The organism is Variovorax sp. Soil_C_26, assembly GCF_057657075.1.
Genome location: NZ_JBDGJC010000005.1, coordinates 328,216 through 344,578 on the forward strand (window position 1 = coordinate 328,216; position 16,363 = coordinate 344,578).

Sequence of the window (16,363 nt, forward strand, 5' to 3'; positions counted from 1 at the left end):
TGTGCGGTATTACTTCGAAAGCATTCGCATCGCTTCCTCGAGGCCGCGCAGCGTCAGCGGGTACATGCGGTTGGACATCAGCTGCTGCATCACCGCGATGCTCTGGCGGTACTGCCACACACCTTGCGGTTCGGGGTTGATCCAGGCGAACTTCGGAAAGGCGTGGGTGAGCCGCTGGATCCACTCGGCGCCGGCCTCTTCGTTGTTGTATTCGACACTGCCGCCGGGCTGCAGGATCTCGTAGGGGCTCATGGTCGCGTCGCCGACGAAGATGAGCTTGTAGTCCTTGTTGTACTTGCGCAGGATGTCCCAGGTCGCGAACTTTTCGGAGAAGCGGCGCTTGTTGTTCTTCCACATGAAGTCGTAGACGCAGTTGTGGAAGTAATAGAACTCCAGGTGCTTGAACTCGGTCTTCACGGCCGAGAACAGCTCTTCCACGCGCTGGATGTGCTCGTCCATCGTGCCGCCCACGTCCATCAGCAGCAGCACCTTGACGTTGTTGTGGCGCTCCGGGCGCATCTTGATGTCGAGCAGGCCGGCGTTGGCGGCCGTCTTGTGGATGGTCTCGTCGAGGTCGAGCTCGTCCTCGTGGCCTTCGCGCGCGAACTTGCGCAGCCGGCGCAGCGCCACCTTGATGTTGCGTGTGCCGAGCTCCTGGCTGTCGTCGTAGTCCTTGTAGGCGCGCTGGTCCCAGACCTTGACCGCGCTCTTGTTCTTGCCGGCACCGCCGATTCGGATGCCCTGCGGGTTGTAACCGCCATGGCCGAACGGCGAGGTGCCGCCGGTGCCGATCCACTTGTTGCCGCCCTCGTGGCGCTCCTTCTGTTCCTCGAAGCGCTTCTTGAGCGTTTCCATGAGCTCGTCCCAGCCCATCTTCTCGATCTTGGCCTTTTCCTCGGCCGTGAATTCGCGCTCCAGCGTCTTGCGCAGCCAGTCGAGCGGCACTTCCTTGGTGAAGTCGGCCAGCATCTCGACGCCCTTGAAATAGGCGGCGAAGGCGCGGTCGAACTTGTCGTAGTGCTTCTCGTCCTTCACGAGCGCGGTGCGCGAGAGGTAATAGAAGTCGTCCATGCCGAAGGCGCCGTCGGAATTGGGCCCGACCACGTCGGCCTGCAGCGCTTCGAGCAGCGTGAGGTATTCCTTGACCGAGACCGGCAGCTTGGCCGAGCGCAGCGTGTAGAAGAAATCGATCAGCATGGCGGCGGGCCTCCTTCAGCTTCGCGGCTTGTCGAGCAGGTAGAGCAACTGGGCCTTGACCTCGGGCCACTCGCCTGCGCGCAGGCTGTACATCACGGTGTCGCGGACGGTGCCGTCGCGGCGCATCGCATGGCCGCGGATCACGCCGTCCTTCTTCGCGCCGAGCCGCTCGATGGCGGCCTGCGAGGCGAAGTTGAAATTGTCGGTACGCCAGCCCACCACGTTGCAGCCGAGGGCATCGAAGGCGTGGCTCAGCATCAGCAGCTTGCAGGTGGTGTTGACGTGCGTGCGCTGGCAGCGCCTGGCATACCAGGTGTAGCCGATCTCCACGCGCTTTACCGCGGGCAGGATATCGTGAAAGCTGGTGCTGCCGAGCACGGCGCCGGTTGCGGCCTCGGTCACGGCGAAAGCGAAGCGGTGGCCGGCCTCGCGGCCCTGCAGCGCGGCTTCGATGTAGGCACGTGTCTCCTCCGGCTCGGGCACCGAGGTGACGCGCAGCTTCCAGAGCTCGCCGTCGGCCGCGGCCGTGCGCAGGCCTTCTTCGTGGTCGAGCGAGAGCGGCACCAGCGCGAGGTCGCGGGCCTTCAGCGTGACAGGTTCGACGAACGCCATGTTCGAGCTACTTTCGAGAAAGGGGAGGGGCTCAGCGCGGGGGCTTGCCGTACTTGCGGTCGTACCAGGCCCGTGCGAGTTGCACGCCGCCGCCGCCGCCCAGGCCGATCAGCAGGATGCCGAAGATCTCGCTGTTGCCCCAGCCGCCGGCGCCGAACGCATCGAGCCCGAACTGCAGCCCGACCCAGCGCCCGAGCAGCGCACCGAGCACGAACAGCACGGCCTGCGCCAGGCCGAGCTTGAGCAACTGCCCGACGGGATGCGGCGCGGTGGGCCGGGTCATCGGTTGTTGCGCTGCATGAAGACGAGCTTCTCGAACAGCGTGACGTCCTGCTCGTTCTTGAGCAGCGCGCCCACCAGCGGCGGCACCGCGACCTTGTCGTCCTTGCTCTGCAGCGCGTCGAGCGGGATGTCTTCGGCCATCAGCAGCTTGAGCCAGTCGAGCAGTTCGGAGGTCGAGGGCTTCTTCTTCAGGCCGGGCAGGTTGCGCACGTCGTAGAAGGTCTTCATCGCGGCCGTGAGCAGCTCCTGCTTGAGGCCCGGGAAGTGCACCGCCACGATCTGCTTCATGGTCTCGGCGTCGGGGAACTTGATGTAGTGGAAGAAGCAGCGGCGCAGGAAGGCGTCGGGCAGCTCCTTCTCGTTGTTCGAGGTGATGAACACCACCGGCCGGTGCTTGGCGCGGATCAGCTCGCGCGTCTCGTAGCAGTAGAACTCCATGCGGTCGATCTCGCGCAGCAGGTCGTTCGGAAACTCGATGTCGGCCTTGTCGATCTCGTCGATCAGAAGTGCCACCGGCTCGTCGGCCGTGAAGGCCTGCCAGAGCACGCCCTTCACGATGTAGTTGTGGATGTTCTTGACGCGCTCGCCGCCGTCGACGTCGGCCAGCTGCGAATCGCGCAGCCGGCTCACCGCGTCGTATTCGTACAGGCCCTGCTGGGCCTTGGTGGTCGACTTGATGTGCCACTGCAAGAGCGGCAGGCCGAGCGATTCGGCCACCTCTTCGGCCAGCATGGTCTTGCCGGTGCCGGGCTCGCCCTTGACGAGCAGCGGGCGCTTGAGCGTGATGGCGGCGTTGACCGCCAGCATCAGGTCCTGGGTGGCGACGTAGTTGTCAGAGCCCTTGAATTTCATGAGTGGAGGCGAGCGAGCAGGTTGGAGGAAAGGCGGGGTGGAGAAAAGAACACACTCGATCCGCTTGACGCAAGCTCTTGAGCGGCCTGCATGGGGTCTTCGAAGACCCTTGCATATAATCGAATGTTGATTCGAAAAACTGTATTTCCACGAGATTGTGCGCGCAAAATGAACAAGTTGTTGACCACGATGTTTGCCTTCGCTGTCGCTTGCGTGACGGTCTCGGCGCAAGCCCAGCAAGTCACTGGCAAGGCCCAGGACGGCGCCAAGAAGGTCGCCATGTGCGTGGGTTGCCACGGCATCATCGGCTACCAGGCGAGTTTTCCCGAGATCCACAAGGTGCCGATGATCGCCGGCCAGAGCGCCAGCTACATCAGCGCCGCGCTCACGGCCTACAAGGGAGGCGACCGCAAGCACCCCACCATGCGCGCGATCGCCGACTCGCTGACCGAGCAGGACATCGCCGACATCTCGGCCTACTACAGCCAGCTCGGCCTGAAGGAGGGCGATGCGCCCCCGGCCACGCCGGCCAAGCCGATGCCCGAGAACATCCAGGCGCTGGTTTCGCGTGACAAGGACAACAGTTGCACCAAGTGCCACGGTGCCAACTTCAACACGCCGAACGACGGCACGGTGCCCAAGCTGGCCGGCCAGCATGCCGACTACCTGTTCGTCGCGCTCAAGTCGTACCGCGTCAAGAACAACCTGCACCTGGGTCGCTCGAACGCGGTGATGGCGCAGCAGGTCGAGCCCAAGAAGTTCACCAACGCCGAACTCAAGACGCTCTCGAACTACATCGCCTCGCTGCCCGGCGAACTCAAGACGGTGCCGGACTCGCGCCTGCACCACAGCGGCGGCCAGTGAGCCCCGGGGCGGCAGCCCGCATTGCCGCCCACGCAACCAAGTAAAAAGCCCGCTTTCGCGGGCTTTTTTCGTGGCACCGTGGCCGTGGCTCAGACGTCGAAGAACACCGTCTCGTCGGCGCCCTGCATGCGGATGTCGAAGCGGTAGCCGACCGCGCCGCCTTGCTCGAAGCGCTCGGCAATCAGCGTGTGGCGCCGCTCCGCCGGCACGCTCGCGAGCACCGCGTCGCGCGCATTGGCCTCGGCCTCGTCGCTGAAGTAGATGCGCGTGAACGTGTGCAGCAGCAGGCCGCGCATGAGCACGATCACGTTGATGTGCGGTGCCTCGCCGGGCGACTCGGCGCCGGGCTTCACCGTGTGGAACACGAAACGGTTCTGCGCGTCGGTGCCCGTGCCGACGCGACCGAAGGCGCGAAAGCCGATCTCGCGCGCCTCGGCCGGTGTCTGCGGATAGCGGCCCTGGCCGTCGGCCTGGCTGATCTCGACCATCGCGTCGTTGATCGGGTTGCCGTCGCCGTCGATGACGCGGCCCTCGAGGCGGATGCGCTCGCCCGCGGCGTCGTCGAGCGCCACGGCGGCATCGAAGGGCTGGTCGAAGTCGTAGCCGTACTGCGTGGCCGTGAGGCCGTAGGCGAAGTAGGGGCCCACCGTCTGCGACGGGGTCTGGCCGAAGTCGGCCTGCTGGGCGGTCATGAGCTGGTTGTTGCTTTTGTCCATGTCGTGCGTCTCCTGGCTCAGCGGTTCTCGAAGGGGGTCTCGTCGGCGCCGCGCAGCACGATGTCGAACTGGTAGCCGAGCGCGTAGCCTTCCTCGGTGATGTCGAGGCTGAAGTCGGCGATCAGCCGGTTGCGGTAGCGCTCGGGCGTGCCGGTGATCATCGGGTCGTACTGCAGCAGCGGGTCGCCGGGAAAGTACATCTGCGTGACCAGCCGGCTCGCAAAGCTCTGGCCGAACAGCGACAGGTGGATGTGCTGCGGGCGCCAGGCGTTCGGATGGTTGCCCCAGGGGTAGGCGCCGGGCTTGATGGTCAGGAAACGGTAGCGGCCTTCGCTGTCGGTGAGGCAGCGGCCAGCACCGAGGAAGTTGGGGTCGAGCGGCGCATCGTGCTGGTCGACCTTGTGCACGTAGCGGCCCGAGGCATTGGCCTGCCACAGCTCGACCAGCGTGTTGGCGACGGGGCGGCGGCGCTCGTCGAGCACACGGCCGGTGAGGATCATGCGTTCGCCGAGCGGCTCGCCGTTCTTGCACGCGTTGCGCGTCAGGTCGTGGTCGAGCGCGCCGATGCTGTCGTGGCCGTAGACCGGCTGCTGCAGCTCGCCGAGCGCCGCCTTCAGCGGCACCAGCGGCTTCTGCGGGCCGCGCTTCATCGTCGACTTGTAGCCGGGATAGATGTACGAGGGATGGGCCTGCCAGTCGCGCGGCGTGAGCACGGCGGCGGGGGCGGCCTCGATGGCCTGGGTTTTGGTCAACATGGGATGTCGTCTCCTGGGTGGGGCGGGGTCTTGTCCGAACATCGAACTCTAGAAGGCCGGTCCGATGATGTAAATTGAAGATTGGTCTCATTTGAATAACCACAGGTAATTGAAAGACTCCGCCGATCTCCGCCAGGATTTTTTGCGCAACGTGCAGTTGCGCCATTTGCGCTGCCTGGTCGCGGTGGCGCAGGAGCGTCACTTGGCGCGCGCGGCCGAGCGGCTCGCGCTGAGCCAGCCCGCGGTGTCGAAGACGCTGTCGGAGCTCGAAGCCATCGTCGGCACGCGACTGGTCGAGCGCAGCAGGGCGGGTCGGCGTGGCGTGCAGGGCCTCACGCCCGCCGGCGAGCAGTTGCTCGCGCATGCGCTGCGCGTGCTCGAGGCGCTCGACGCCAGCGCGCAGGCGGTGGCACCGGCCTCGGGCGAGCGCGTCGAGCGGCTGCGCATCGGGGCGCTCCCGAGCGTGGCGCCGGCACTGCTGCCGGGGCCGATCGCGCGCTTTCGCGAGCGCTGGCCCGCGGTGCAGATGCTGGTGAAGAGCGCCGCAAATCCGGTGCTGCTCGACGAGCTGCGCGCCGGCGAGCTCGACCTCGTGGTCGGCCGCATGAGCGACCCGCGGCTCATCGGCGGACTCAGCTTCGAGTTGCTCTACACCGAGCCGCTGGTGTTCGCGGTGCGTGCGGGCCATCCGCTGCTGGCGCGCTCGCCCGCGCGGGCGGTGTCGGTGCAGGCGGTGCTCGGCTATCCGCTGGTGGTGTACGGCGAGGGCACGGTCCCGCGCCACCATACCGAAAGCTTCCTGCAGGCGCGCGGCCTGGCGCTGCCGCCCGATGCGCTGCAGACGCTCGACGTGGCCCTGGCGCGCGGGCTCGTCGCGGTGTCCGACGCGGTCTGGATCACGCCGCTTGGCGCCGCCCGCGGCGAGCTGGCCGACCAGCGCCTCGTGCGCCTGCGCATCGACACCACGGGCACCGACGAACCCGTGGGCCTGCTGCTGCGCAGCGATGCCGAGCCCTCGCTGCCCCGCGCCGCCATGGCCGCGCTGCTGCGCGAGGCGGCCCGGGAGCAGGGTGCGCCGCTGGCCCGGTCCCGGAAGAAGCCCTCCGTTCGCGTCTAGTCGCGCGTTGCGCGGCGCTGCACGCAATCCACGTAGCCATTGCCGTCGGGCGGGCGGCCGGCGCGCTGGCTCTCCCACATCATCTGGCCCAGGCATTCCATCGCCTCGTGGTGCGCATCGAGCAGCGAGCCCCGGCGCGCGGCCAGCAGTTCGACCGCCTGGCGGATGCCGCGCGGCTGGTCGATCGAGCATTGCTCGCTGATAGACAGGTGCATCGACAGGTGCAGGAACGGGTTCTCGCGGCCCGACGCGCCGTCGTACACGCGCGCCACTGCGGCATCGGCATCGGCCAGGTCGTCGTGGTACTCGGGATGGGCCTCGATCCAGCCGGCCGCGAGCGTCTCGAGTGCTTCCATCGGCAGGCCCTGCCGCTGCTTCGCGAAAACGTCGCAGAAGAAGCGCCGCACGTCTTCCTGGGAGGGATTGAACATATCTGTAGGAAACAAGAAAAAGGGGTCGGAGGGGAAGGATTCTCGGCGCCGAGCGGCCGGGAATGGGGGGCGACGTTCCGGTAGCGCCACGTTACGTCGTTACGTAACAAGTGGCTCAAAGACGCCGCCAGAGGCCGTCCACGGCAGCGGTCCGGCGCCCATCGTCTCAAGAATATCCATGTAAATCAAAGGCTTGCAAATTTGTAGGCGCGAATGCCCTGCGGATCTTCGAGGCGGCACGGTAGTTGCCCCTGTAAAGGCATCTTTTGTCACAGAGGCTGCCATGAACGACCCACAAGCATCGACCCCTTCGACCGACGGACTCGCCGCCAGTGGCGTGGCGCCCGTGGTCATTGCCCAGGCCAACACGGGCGCGCCGCTCGGCACATCCGCCGCGGCCGTTTCGTCGGCACCTGCCGCCGCCGCGGCACCCGCAAGCATCGGCACATTGTCCAATGCCACGCAGGGCGTCGCCGTGATGCGCGACGGTGTCCGCATTCCGGTGGAGGGCAATCAGAGCCTGATCGCAGGCGACCGCGTGCTGGTCCCCGAGGGCGGACAGGCCAACGTGCTGTTCCCCGGCTCGGCCAGCAACAAGGCGCCGCTGGCCGGCGTCTTCACCAGCGGCACCGATGCGACCATCGGCTCGACCAAGCTGCCGGGCGGCCTTGAACAAGTGAACGTCGACGTGGCCCAGGGCGACCTGCAGGTCACGCCGCCCGACAGCGACGCCGATGCGGCCGCGCTGGCGGTCAGCAAGAAGCTTCCGGCAGCCGGCGGCCTGGGACTGGGCGAATTCGCACTCGGCGCGCTCGGTGCCGTGGGCCTGGGTGCCGCTCTGGGCGGCGGTGGCGGCGGTGACGGCGGTATTTCGTTCTTTTCACCGATCGGCGGCGGCGAGACCGATGCCGATGCCGACGCGGATGCGGACGCCGATGCGGATGCGGACGGTGACGCCGATGCCGATGCCGATGCCGATGCCGATGCCGATGCCGATGCCGACGCGGATGCAGACGCAGATGCCGACGCGGACGCGGATGCCGACGCAGATGCCGACGCGGACGCGGATGCCGACGCCGATGCGGATGCGGATGCGGATGCAGATGCAGATGCAGATGCAGATGCAGATGCAGACAGCGACAGCCTGCTCGACCCGGTCGACGACCTCGCGGACGGTCTTCTCGGAACCGGCGGCAGCAGCAGCGGCGGATTGGGCAGCACGCTCCAGCCGGTCGCAGACCTGGTCGACCAGACCACCGACCTGATCGACGACATCGTCGCGCCCGTGCTCGGCTCCGATTTCGTTGCGGACAACCCGAACCAGTTCGAGCCGGTGGACCACTTCGCCGGCGTCGTGCTCGACGGCCTCAACGGTGCGGCCAGCCCCGTTGTCGACGGCCTGCTTGGCCAAGGCGCCACCGACGCGCTGCTCGGCCAGGTCGACTACGTCACCGACGCGGTTCAGAACGGACTGGACCACCTGCTGGGCGAAGAGGGCATCCTGACGGGCGTGACCGACGCGCTGGGCCTCGACGGCGTGATCGACACGCTGATCGGCGAAGACGGCGTGGTCAGCGAAGTGCTCGACGGCCTGCTTGGCGAAGACAGCCTGCTGGCAGGCGTGGTGGGCCCGGACGGCCTGCTGGGCGGCCTGCTGGGCGAAGAAGGCCTCGTTGGCGGTCTGCTCGGTGAAGACGGTCTGGTGGGCGGTCTGGTTGGCGGCGTGCTGGGCGACGACGGCCTGATCGGTGGGCTGCTGGGCGGCGATCTTCTTGGCGGCGACCTGCTGGGTGGTGTGCTCGGCGAAGACGGTCTCGTGGGTGGCCTGCTCGGTGGTGACCTCCTCGGAGGCGACCTGCTGGGTGGTGTGCTCGGCGAAGACGGCATCGTCGGCGGCCTGCTCGGTGGCGACCTCCTCGGCGGCGACCTCCTCGGCGGCGACCTGCTGGGCGGCGTGCTGGGCGAAGACGGCATCGTCGGCGGCCTGCTCGGTGGTGACCTCCTCGGTGGCGACCTGCTCGGCGGCGTGCTGGGCGAAGACGGCATCGTCGGTGGCCTGCTCGGCGGTGACCTCCTTGGCGGCGACCTGCTGGGCGGCGTGCTCGGCGAAGACGGCATCGTCGGCGGCCTGCTCGGTGGCGACGGTGCACTGGCCGGCGTGCTGGGCAGCGAAGGCCTCACGGGCGGCCTGCTGGGCCAGGACGGCCTGGTGGACAACCTGCTCGGCGCGAACGGCGCACTGGGCGGATTGCTGGCCGACAGCCCGCTCGGCGGCCTGCTGGGCGGCGAAGACGGCCTGCTAGGCGGCCTGACCGACGGGGTGCTGGGCGACGACGGCTTGCTCGGTGGCCTGCTTGGCGACGACGGCCTCGGCGGCGGTCTTCTGGGTGCGGACGGCCTGCTCGGCAACGATGGCCCGATCGGCGGCCTGCTGAACGGTGACCTGTTGGATGGCGTGCTGGGCGAAGACGGTCTGCTCGGCGGCCTGCTGGGTGGCGGCCTCCTTGGCGGCGACCTGCTCGGCGGCGACCTGCTGGGCGGCGTGCTCGGCGAAGACGGCATCGTCGGCGGCCTGCTCGGTGGTGATCTCCTGGGCGGCGACCTGCTCGGCGGCGTGCTCGGTGAAGACGGCATCGTCGGCGGCCTGCTGGGCGGCGATCTCCTGGGTGGCGACCTGCTGGGTGGCGTGCTCGGCGAAGACGGCATCGTCGGCGGCCTGCTCGGTGGTGACCTCCTGGGCGGCGACCTGCTCGGCGGCGTACTCGGTGAAGAGGGCATCGTCGGCGGCCTGCTCGGTGGCGACCTCCTTGGCGGCGACCTGCTCGGCGGCGTGCTCGGTGAAGACGGCATCGTCGGCGGCCTGCTCGGTGGTGACCTCCTCGGCGGCGACCTGCTCGGCGGCGTGCTCGGTGAAGACGGCATCGTCGGCGGCCTGCTGGGTGGTGACCTCCTTGGCGGCGACCTGCTGGGCGGCGTGCTTGGTGAAGACGGCATCGTCGGCGGCCTGCTCGGTGGCGACCTCCTTGGCGGCGACCTGCTTGGCGGCGTGCTTGGCGAAGACGGCATCGTCGGCGGCCTGCTCGGTGGCGATCTCCTGGGTGGCGACCTGCTGGGCGGCGTGCTGGGCGAAGACGGCATCGTCGGCGGCCTGCTGGGTGGTGACCTCCTTGGCGGCGACCTGCTGGGCGGCGTGCTGGGCGAAGACGGCATCGTCGGCGGCCTGCTCGGTGGCGACCTCCTGGGCGGCGGCCTGCTGGGCCAGGACGGCCTGGTCGGCAGCCTGCTCGGCAGCGACGGCCTGCTCGGTGGCGTGGTGGCCAACATCCTCGATCCGGTGCTCGAAGTGGCCGGCACCGCCGCCGAGACGCTGGAGCCAGTCGTGGCTGCCGTGTCCGAAGTGGCCCAACCGGTGACCGACATCCTGGCCGGTGCGGGTACCACGCTGTCGCCGGTGATCGAGACGGTCGCAGGGCTGGTCGACACGGTGGAGCATGCCGCGCCGATCGTGACCGACGTCGTGACCCCGATCACCAGCCTGGTCGACCAGGTCGCCGGCAACAACAGCGTGCTGACGCCCGTGTCGAACATCCTGCACGGCCTGCTGGGCTGAGCCCCGGAAACACCACGGGGCAACCCATCAAAAGAACGACAGCACAGGGACAGGCCGCAACCCGGCCTGTCCCGCCAAAAGGACGATCAACATGAGCAAGAAATTCCGGATACTCGCCACCCTCGCATTGGCCGCCAGCCTTGCTGCTTGCGGCACCGGCCCCAAGGACGGCCGCGAAGACGCCAAGTACTACTTTTCGAACAAGGCCGCGAGCAACGTGGCCAGGGTGCAGGCGCCGCCGGCGCCGCTGGCGCAGAACGGCCCGGTCGGCGTGCCGCGCATCGTGTACTTCGACTTCGACAAGTACAACATCCGTGCGCAGGACCGCAGCGTGGTCGAGGCGCACGCGAGCTACCTGCGCAACCGTCCCACGAGCCGCGTGGTGATCGAAGGCCACACCGACTCGCGCGGCGGACGCGAATACAACCTGGCGCTGGGCCAGCGCCGCTCCGAAGCCGTGCAGCGTGCGCTCACGCAGCTGGGCGTGCCGGCCGAGCGCATCGAGGCCATCAGCTGGGGCATCGAGAAGCCTGCGTCGCCCGACAACACCGAGGAGGGCTATCAGCTCAATCGCCGAGCTGAATTCAGCTACCGCTGAAGCCGGAGAACGCGACCCCCTTGCGCAGCGTGAACAGGCCCTGGGCTGAATGATGTCCTTCTCCGAACAGCTCCATGCCTGCCACGAGCGCCTGGCCTCGGTATGTGCGGCGCTGCCACCGCCCTATCCGGCCTTCACGCTCTTCTTCTCGGTCACCGACGGTTCGCAGCGCGCGCATGTGGTGCACGCACGCGCGGCCGATTTCGAGACCGCGTGGCGCGAAGGCGCGGAAGCGGTCGAACGGCGGGTGCGCGACTGCGGCCTCGTCGCGCCGTGGCTGCGCATCGACTGGGTCGAGGGCGCGAGCCCGTTGGGGTGGGGCCAATTCAAGGCCCAGCTCGGCGCCGTCAAGCGCAACTACTTCCGTCTCGGCCTGGCCTTCGACAAGGACTTCGAGACCGCCTTCACCGAGCAGGAGCTCAACGCCAATGCGATGCTGAGCGGCGATTCGACCATCGCGCATGCGGTGGTGAACGCGCGCAATTTCGCGCTCTATGCCGAAGCGCGTTTTGCCCGCGCGCTGGCGCTCGATCTGCTCGCGGACCACCCGGTCTACCTGCTCGCGACAGTGGGCGTGTTCTGCCAGGCCGACGGCGTGGTGCACAAGCTGGTGGGCACCGGGCTCGATGCGGGACGCCGCCAGTCGCCTGCGCTCACGCCACCTTCGGCGCTCGAGCTGGTGCGCAGCGGCGCGGTCTATCTTGCGCGCCAGGTGCAGGACGACGGGCTGTTCGTCTCCGGCTACTTCCCCTGCTTCGACCGCCGCATTCCGACCTACGACGCGATGCGCCATGCAAGCGTGGTCAGCGCCATGGTCGAGGCCTGGGAGCTCACGCGCGACGAGAAGCTGCGCGCCGCGATCGACCGCGCGCTGCCGCCGCTCGCGAGCCGCTTCATCCGCGAATACAAGCTGCCCGACGGCCGCGAGGCCGCCTTCCTGGTCGACGGCGAAGAGATCACGCTCGGCGGCAACGCCGCCTGCATCCTCGCGCTGGTGGCGCACGGCGAGGCGATGGAGACGCGCCGCTGGCTGCCGCTGCTCGAGAAGCTCGCGCTGGGCATCGCCTCGCTGCAGGACCCTGCCACCGGCCGCTTCAACCATGTGCTGCACGCCGCCGACCTGCGCGTGAAGCAGGCCGCGCGTGCCGTCTACCACGAGGGCGAGGCGGTGTTCGGCCTCATGCGGCTCTACGGCCTCACGCGCGATCCGCGCTGGCTCGCGGTGGTCGAGAAGGCCTTCGACCATTTCATCGCCAGCCAGCACTGGCAGGCGCACGACCACTGGCTGAGCCGCTGCGTGAACGAGCTCACGCGCTGGAGCCCGCAGGAGCGCTACTTTCGCTTCGGCCTGCAGAACGTCGCGGGCTACCTCGACTTCGTGCTCGACCGCAAGACCACCTTTCCGACGCTGCTCGAACTCATGCTGGCCGCGCAGCAGATGCTGCAGCGGCTCGAGGGCATGGCGGCCATGCGGCACCTGCTCGACGAGCTCGACACCGAGAAGTTCTACCGCGCGCTCGACTACCGCGCGCACTACCTTCAGAACGGCTTCTTCTGGCCCGAGATGGCGATGTACTTTCGCCGTCCGTCGCACATTGCCGGCGCATTCTTCGTGCGCCACCATGCGTTTCGCGTGCGCATCGACGACGTGGCGCAGTACATGTCGGGCTTCGTGGCCTATCACCGCTACCTGCTCGAGCGGCCGGCCGTGCCGGGTGCGGGCAACCTCAGGGACGACGGCGCCGAATGGACCGCCGACGAGATGGCGCGCGTGACCGGCGGCGACTGGGTGGTGCGGCCCGACGACGGCTGGCGCGCCACCGGCATCACGCAGCGCTCGTTCCTGCGCAAGGGCCGCGTGGTGTTCGAGCACCAGACGCGCCCCTCGAAGGCGCCGTTGGCCGCAGTGATCCTCAAGGGCGTGCTGCAGCCCGCGGCCGCCGTGCTGTGCACCGACGCCTCTGCACACCTCGACAAGCGCGTACCGGTGCTGCAGGTGCAGAACCTGCCGCAGGCGGTGCTGGCGCTGGGCACGCATGCGCGCACCGAGTTCGCGGGCCGTGTCTGCGGCGTGGTGGGCAGCGGCGCGGCCAGCAGCACTGTGGCGGCGATGCTGGCCGATGCCCTGGGCGTCTGGGGCGAGGTCGGCCGGCCCGAAGGCAACGTCAGCCTGCCCTCGGGCATGGCCTGGAACCTGACCTGCATGCCGCGGCGCGCCGCCTACTGGGTGCTGGAGATGGGTTCGCCGAACCTGCCCGCGCTGACCGAGCTGGTGCGCCCGATGCTGGCCGTGGTCACCGGGCTGTCGGCCTCTGCGCAGAAGCGCAGCGGCCCTTCGGACGCCGCCGCGCGGCAGGACAGTCGCATCTTCGAGGGCATGGCGCCTGGCGACACCGCGGTGCTCAACCGCGACATCCCCGAGTTCGCGGCCTTCGCCGAAGCCGCCATGGCACACCAGCTCCAGATCGTGAGCTATGGCGAGCACCAGGACGCCGACCTGCGGCTTCTGGCCTTCGACCACGGCGAGGCGCAAGTCGCAGTGCTCGGCGAGCCGTTCCAGCTGCGGCTCAACGCGCCGGGGCGCCACATGGGCCTGAGCGCCGTGGCCACGCTGGCGGCGCTGCATGCGATGCGGCTCAAGCTCGCGGCCGCGGTGGAGCCGCTTGCCGCATTCGAGCCCTCCGGCGCGCGCGGCGCGCTGCACACCATCCACATCGGCGGCGGCAGCTTCAAGCTGATCGACGAGACCTACGACGCCAACCCGAGTTCGATGCGCGCTGCGCTCGAACTGCTGTCGCAGGCGCCCTGCGAGCCCGCGCGCCGCGTGGCGATCCTCGGCGACATGCAGGAGCTCGGCCCCGCCGCGCAACGCCACCACCTCGACCTCGAGCCCGAGCTGCTCGCCTCGCAACCCGACCGCGTGCTGCTGTGCGGACCGCTGATGCGCGCGCTGCATGCGCGCATCAGCACCAAGGTCCGTTCGCACTGGTTCGTCGACGTGGCCGATCTGTCGACCGCACTCGGAGGCCTGCTGCAGCCGGGCGACTGGGTGCTGGCCAAGAGTTCCCCCGGTGTCGGCCTCTCGCGCCTCGCCCGGGTATTGAAAGCACTGCCATGAAACCCAGCCTCTCCCTTCCCCTTTCCGCCGAGGCTTCGCCCGCGACCCCGCGCCGCTGGTGGCTCGGATGGTTTCAGCTTCTTTGCGCATGGTTGCTGTGCATGTTGCTGTGTGCCAACGTCGCGCTCGTGCTCGCGCAGGACCAGCAGCCGCGGGAGCCGGAGCGCCCGGTGGCCCGCAAGCCCGTTGATTGCGGGCTTCAGGATGGCGCGACCGCGATGACCGCGCCGCCTACGCTGCGGGAAGCGCTTCGATGCAGTGGTGCGTAAAAGAAAATCGCTTCGTAACATTTGGGTAACAGTCGATAATGACGCAGGCGTCATTGCCGCACGGATCGGCCTTTTCCCATGATCAAGTTTCTTCTGCCCAGCCAGCTGCTGGCCGACCCGCCGGAGGAGGCTGGCTCGAGCCCCTACGCGGGCGCGCTGCACAAGGCGTTTCGCGATGCCTATCCGCTGGTCAAGAGCGCGGCCTGGCGCTCGCTGCCGATCAGCCTGTTCGGCCTGCTGCCGTCGATCTTCCTGCTGCAGGTGTATGACCGCGTGCTGTCGCGCAGCGGTGTCTCGACGCTGGCCGCGCTGGTCTGCGGCATCCTGTTCTTCCTGTGTATCGAGTTCTGGCTGCGCATGCGGCGCTCTCGCCTGCTGCGCAATGCGGGCGCGATCATCGACCATGGTGTCTCGGGGGCGCTGCTGCATTCGATGCTGAACCGGCCGCTGCGCGCACTCGAGGCGCGCCCGGCTTCGGTATGGCACCAGTTCTTCCGCGACGTGGCCTCGGTGCGCGGCACGGTCACGGGCGGCCTGGCGCAATCGATCTTCGACCTGCCGATGGCGGTGTTCGCGCTGGCCGTGATCGGCATCGTGGCACTGCCGGTGCTGCCTGTGGTGGTGCTGTTCCTCGGCATCATGGCCTTCCTGGCCTGGTGGTGGGCCGATGAGGTGCGCACCGGCCGGGTCGAGGAAGTGCAGCGCGGCCGCGGCCTCGACCGCATGACAGCCGAGATCTGCAACGCGCGCGAAACGCTCAAGACGCAGGCCAACGACGGTCCCACCGTCGAGATGTGGCGCCAGACCTACAACGACTGGCTCGGCGAGAGCTTCAGCAAGAACGGCCAGATCGAGACCGCGCGCGACGGCACCACGGTGCTGCTGACGGTGTTCTCGGTGATCATCGTCACGGTGGGCGCGATCTCGGTCATGGAGCAGTGGATGACCGTTGGCGGGCTCGTCGCTTCGAACATGCTGGCGCTCAAGGCGCTGCAGCCGGTGGCCGGCCTGGTCTCGAGCTGGCGCTCGCTGGCCGCTGCCAAGGAAGCGGCCAAGCGGCTAGAGAAGGTGCTGGGCGAGCCCGTCGAGAAGCCGCCGTCGGGCATGACGCTGCCGCAGCCGCTCGGCCGCGTGACGCTCAAGGACGTGAGCTTCAGCTTCAGCGCCGAGTCGCACAAGCCGGTGCTCGAGAACGTCGACCTCGACATCGGTCCCGGCGGGCTGCACGTGATCGTGGGGCGCAACGGCGCCGGCAAGTCGACGCTGGTCAAGCTGCTCTCGGGCCTGTACACGCCCACGCGCGGCGTCATCAGCATCGGCGAATACGACCTGTCGCAGTTCGGCCGCGAAGAGCTGTCTCGCTGGATCAGCTATCTGTCGCAGGAGGTCTACTGGTTCGGCGGGCCGCTGATCGACACCATGCGCCGCACCGCGCCGGGCCAGAGCGACGAGCAGGTGGTGGCCGCCTGCAAGCTTTCGGGCGCGCACGACTTCATCTCGCGGCTGCCCGACGGCTACCGCACCGTGGTGGGCGAGGGCGGCGTGGGCTTCTCGGTCGGCGAGCGGCGCAAGCTCGCGCTGGCCATGAGCTTCCTGCGCAAGCCTTCGGTGCTGGTGCTCGACGAACCAAGCAACGACCTCGACTTCCAGAGCGAGCGCACGCTGCTCGCCACGCTGCTTGCGGTGGCCAAGGTGCGCACCGTGGTGGTGGTGACGCATTCGCTGCGCATCGTGTCGGCCGCCACCACGGTCTACCACGTGACGGGGCAGGGCAATGTCGAGCAGGGAACGGCGGCCGTCATGGTGCCGAAGCTCTTCGGCGTGAAGAAGGCGCTGGTGGCGCTGGGCGATGGCGGTGCGGGCGACGACGAAGCCGCGCACGGCGCCGGCGCCAGCCGCTCCATGGCTTGAACGAACGAACGAACGAAGAACGACCGATCGA

Annotated in this window: 14 protein-coding genes; 7 read left to right on the forward strand and 7 right to left on the reverse strand. The window is 68.3% G+C overall.

Features of this window, described 5'->3' with window-relative positions; translation table 11 throughout:
- Positions 1-9 precede the first annotated feature (9 nt).
- From AC3A6G_RS17290 to AC3A6G_RS17305, 4 genes are read right to left on the reverse strand one after another with little or no spacing between them, the layout of a single operon-like run.
- Positions 10-1,197 (reverse strand): vWA domain-containing protein, encoded by a 1,188-nt coding sequence (locus tag AC3A6G_RS17290; protein WP_487865136.1) that lies wholly within the window; start codon positions 1,195-1,197, stop codon positions 10-12.
- 15 nt (positions 1,198-1,212) lie between these two features.
- On the reverse strand, positions 1,213-1,809 hold the full coding sequence (locus AC3A6G_RS17295; RefSeq protein ID WP_487863116.1) for a GNAT family N-acetyltransferase: 597 nt from the start codon (positions 1,807-1,809) through the stop codon (positions 1,213-1,215).
- Between the two features lie 31 nt (positions 1,810-1,840).
- Positions 1,841-2,092 carry a hypothetical protein gene (locus AC3A6G_RS17300; protein WP_487874162.1) on the reverse strand — a complete coding sequence of 84 codons (252 nt, stop codon included), beginning with the start codon at positions 2,090-2,092 and terminating at the stop codon, positions 1,841-1,843.
- Positions 2,089-2,943, reverse strand: a complete 855-nt coding sequence (locus tag AC3A6G_RS17305) for an AAA family ATPase (protein ID WP_487863114.1) — start codon at positions 2,941-2,943, stop codon at positions 2,089-2,091. The genes AC3A6G_RS17300 and AC3A6G_RS17305 overlap by 4 nt, the downstream gene beginning before the upstream one ends.
- Positions 2,944-3,111: 168 nt before the next feature.
- On the opposite strand from AC3A6G_RS17305, the gene AC3A6G_RS17310 reads away from it, so the two are divergent.
- Positions 3,112-3,807, forward strand: coding sequence for a c-type cytochrome (locus AC3A6G_RS17310; RefSeq protein WP_487863113.1), 696 nt, complete (start codon positions 3,112-3,114; stop codon positions 3,805-3,807).
- Between the two features lie 89 nt (positions 3,808-3,896).
- Here AC3A6G_RS17310 and pcaG read toward each other — a convergent pair whose 3' ends face one another.
- Both pcaG and pcaH read right to left on the reverse strand, forming a co-directional pair.
- Entirely contained in the window at positions 3,897-4,523 is a 627-nt protein-coding gene (gene pcaG / locus AC3A6G_RS17315; protein WP_487874163.1) for a protocatechuate 3,4-dioxygenase subunit alpha, read from the reverse strand.
- Positions 4,524-4,540: 17 nt separating this feature from the next.
- Positions 4,541-5,278: a protocatechuate 3,4-dioxygenase subunit beta gene (gene pcaH / locus AC3A6G_RS17320; protein ID WP_487862750.1), complete on the reverse strand. Its 738-nt coding sequence runs from the start codon at positions 5,276-5,278 to the stop codon at positions 4,541-4,543.
- A 109-nt stretch (positions 5,279-5,387) separates the two neighbouring features.
- On the opposite strand from pcaH, the gene AC3A6G_RS17325 reads away from it, so the two are divergent.
- Positions 5,388-6,395 (forward strand): LysR substrate-binding domain-containing protein, encoded by a 1,008-nt coding sequence (locus tag AC3A6G_RS17325; RefSeq protein ID WP_487862751.1) that lies wholly within the window; start codon positions 5,388-5,390, stop codon positions 6,393-6,395.
- Here the strand turns inward: AC3A6G_RS17325 and AC3A6G_RS17330 are convergent.
- A complete protein-coding gene (locus tag AC3A6G_RS17330) occupies positions 6,392-6,826 on the reverse strand; it encodes a DUF1841 family protein (RefSeq protein ID WP_487874164.1) in 435 nt (144 codons plus the stop codon). The two genes, AC3A6G_RS17325 and AC3A6G_RS17330, sit on opposite strands and share 4 nt — an antisense overlap.
- A 283-nt stretch (positions 6,827-7,109) precedes the next feature.
- Here AC3A6G_RS17330 and AC3A6G_RS17335 point away from each other — a divergent pair, with 283 nt between their 5' ends.
- The 5 genes from AC3A6G_RS17335 (at position 7,110) to AC3A6G_RS17355 (ending at position 16,332) form a co-directional block, all read left to right on the forward strand.
- Positions 7,110-10,436, forward strand: coding sequence for a hypothetical protein (locus tag AC3A6G_RS17335; protein ID WP_487874165.1), 3,327 nt, complete (start codon positions 7,110-7,112; stop codon positions 10,434-10,436).
- A gap of 91 nt (positions 10,437-10,527) precedes the next feature.
- The gene (gene pal, locus AC3A6G_RS17340; RefSeq protein ID WP_487874166.1) at positions 10,528-11,034 is read left to right on the forward strand and encodes a peptidoglycan-associated lipoprotein Pal; all 507 of its coding nucleotides are present in this window, start codon (positions 10,528-10,530) and stop codon (positions 11,032-11,034) included.
- Positions 11,035-11,083: 49 nt separating this feature from the next.
- Entirely contained in the window at positions 11,084-14,152 is a 3,069-nt protein-coding gene (locus AC3A6G_RS17345) for a glutamate ligase domain-containing protein (protein ID WP_487874167.1), read from the forward strand.
- The gene (locus AC3A6G_RS17350) at positions 14,149-14,421 is read left to right on the forward strand and encodes a hypothetical protein (protein WP_487874168.1); all 273 of its coding nucleotides are present in this window, start codon (positions 14,149-14,151) and stop codon (positions 14,419-14,421) included. The genes AC3A6G_RS17345 and AC3A6G_RS17350 overlap by 4 nt, the downstream gene beginning before the upstream one ends.
- Before the next feature lie 78 nt (positions 14,422-14,499).
- On the forward strand, positions 14,500-16,332 hold the full coding sequence (locus AC3A6G_RS17355) for a peptidase domain-containing ABC transporter (RefSeq protein WP_487862757.1): 1,833 nt from the start codon (positions 14,500-14,502) through the stop codon (positions 16,330-16,332).
- The last annotated feature ends 31 nt before the right edge of the window (positions 16,333-16,363 follow it).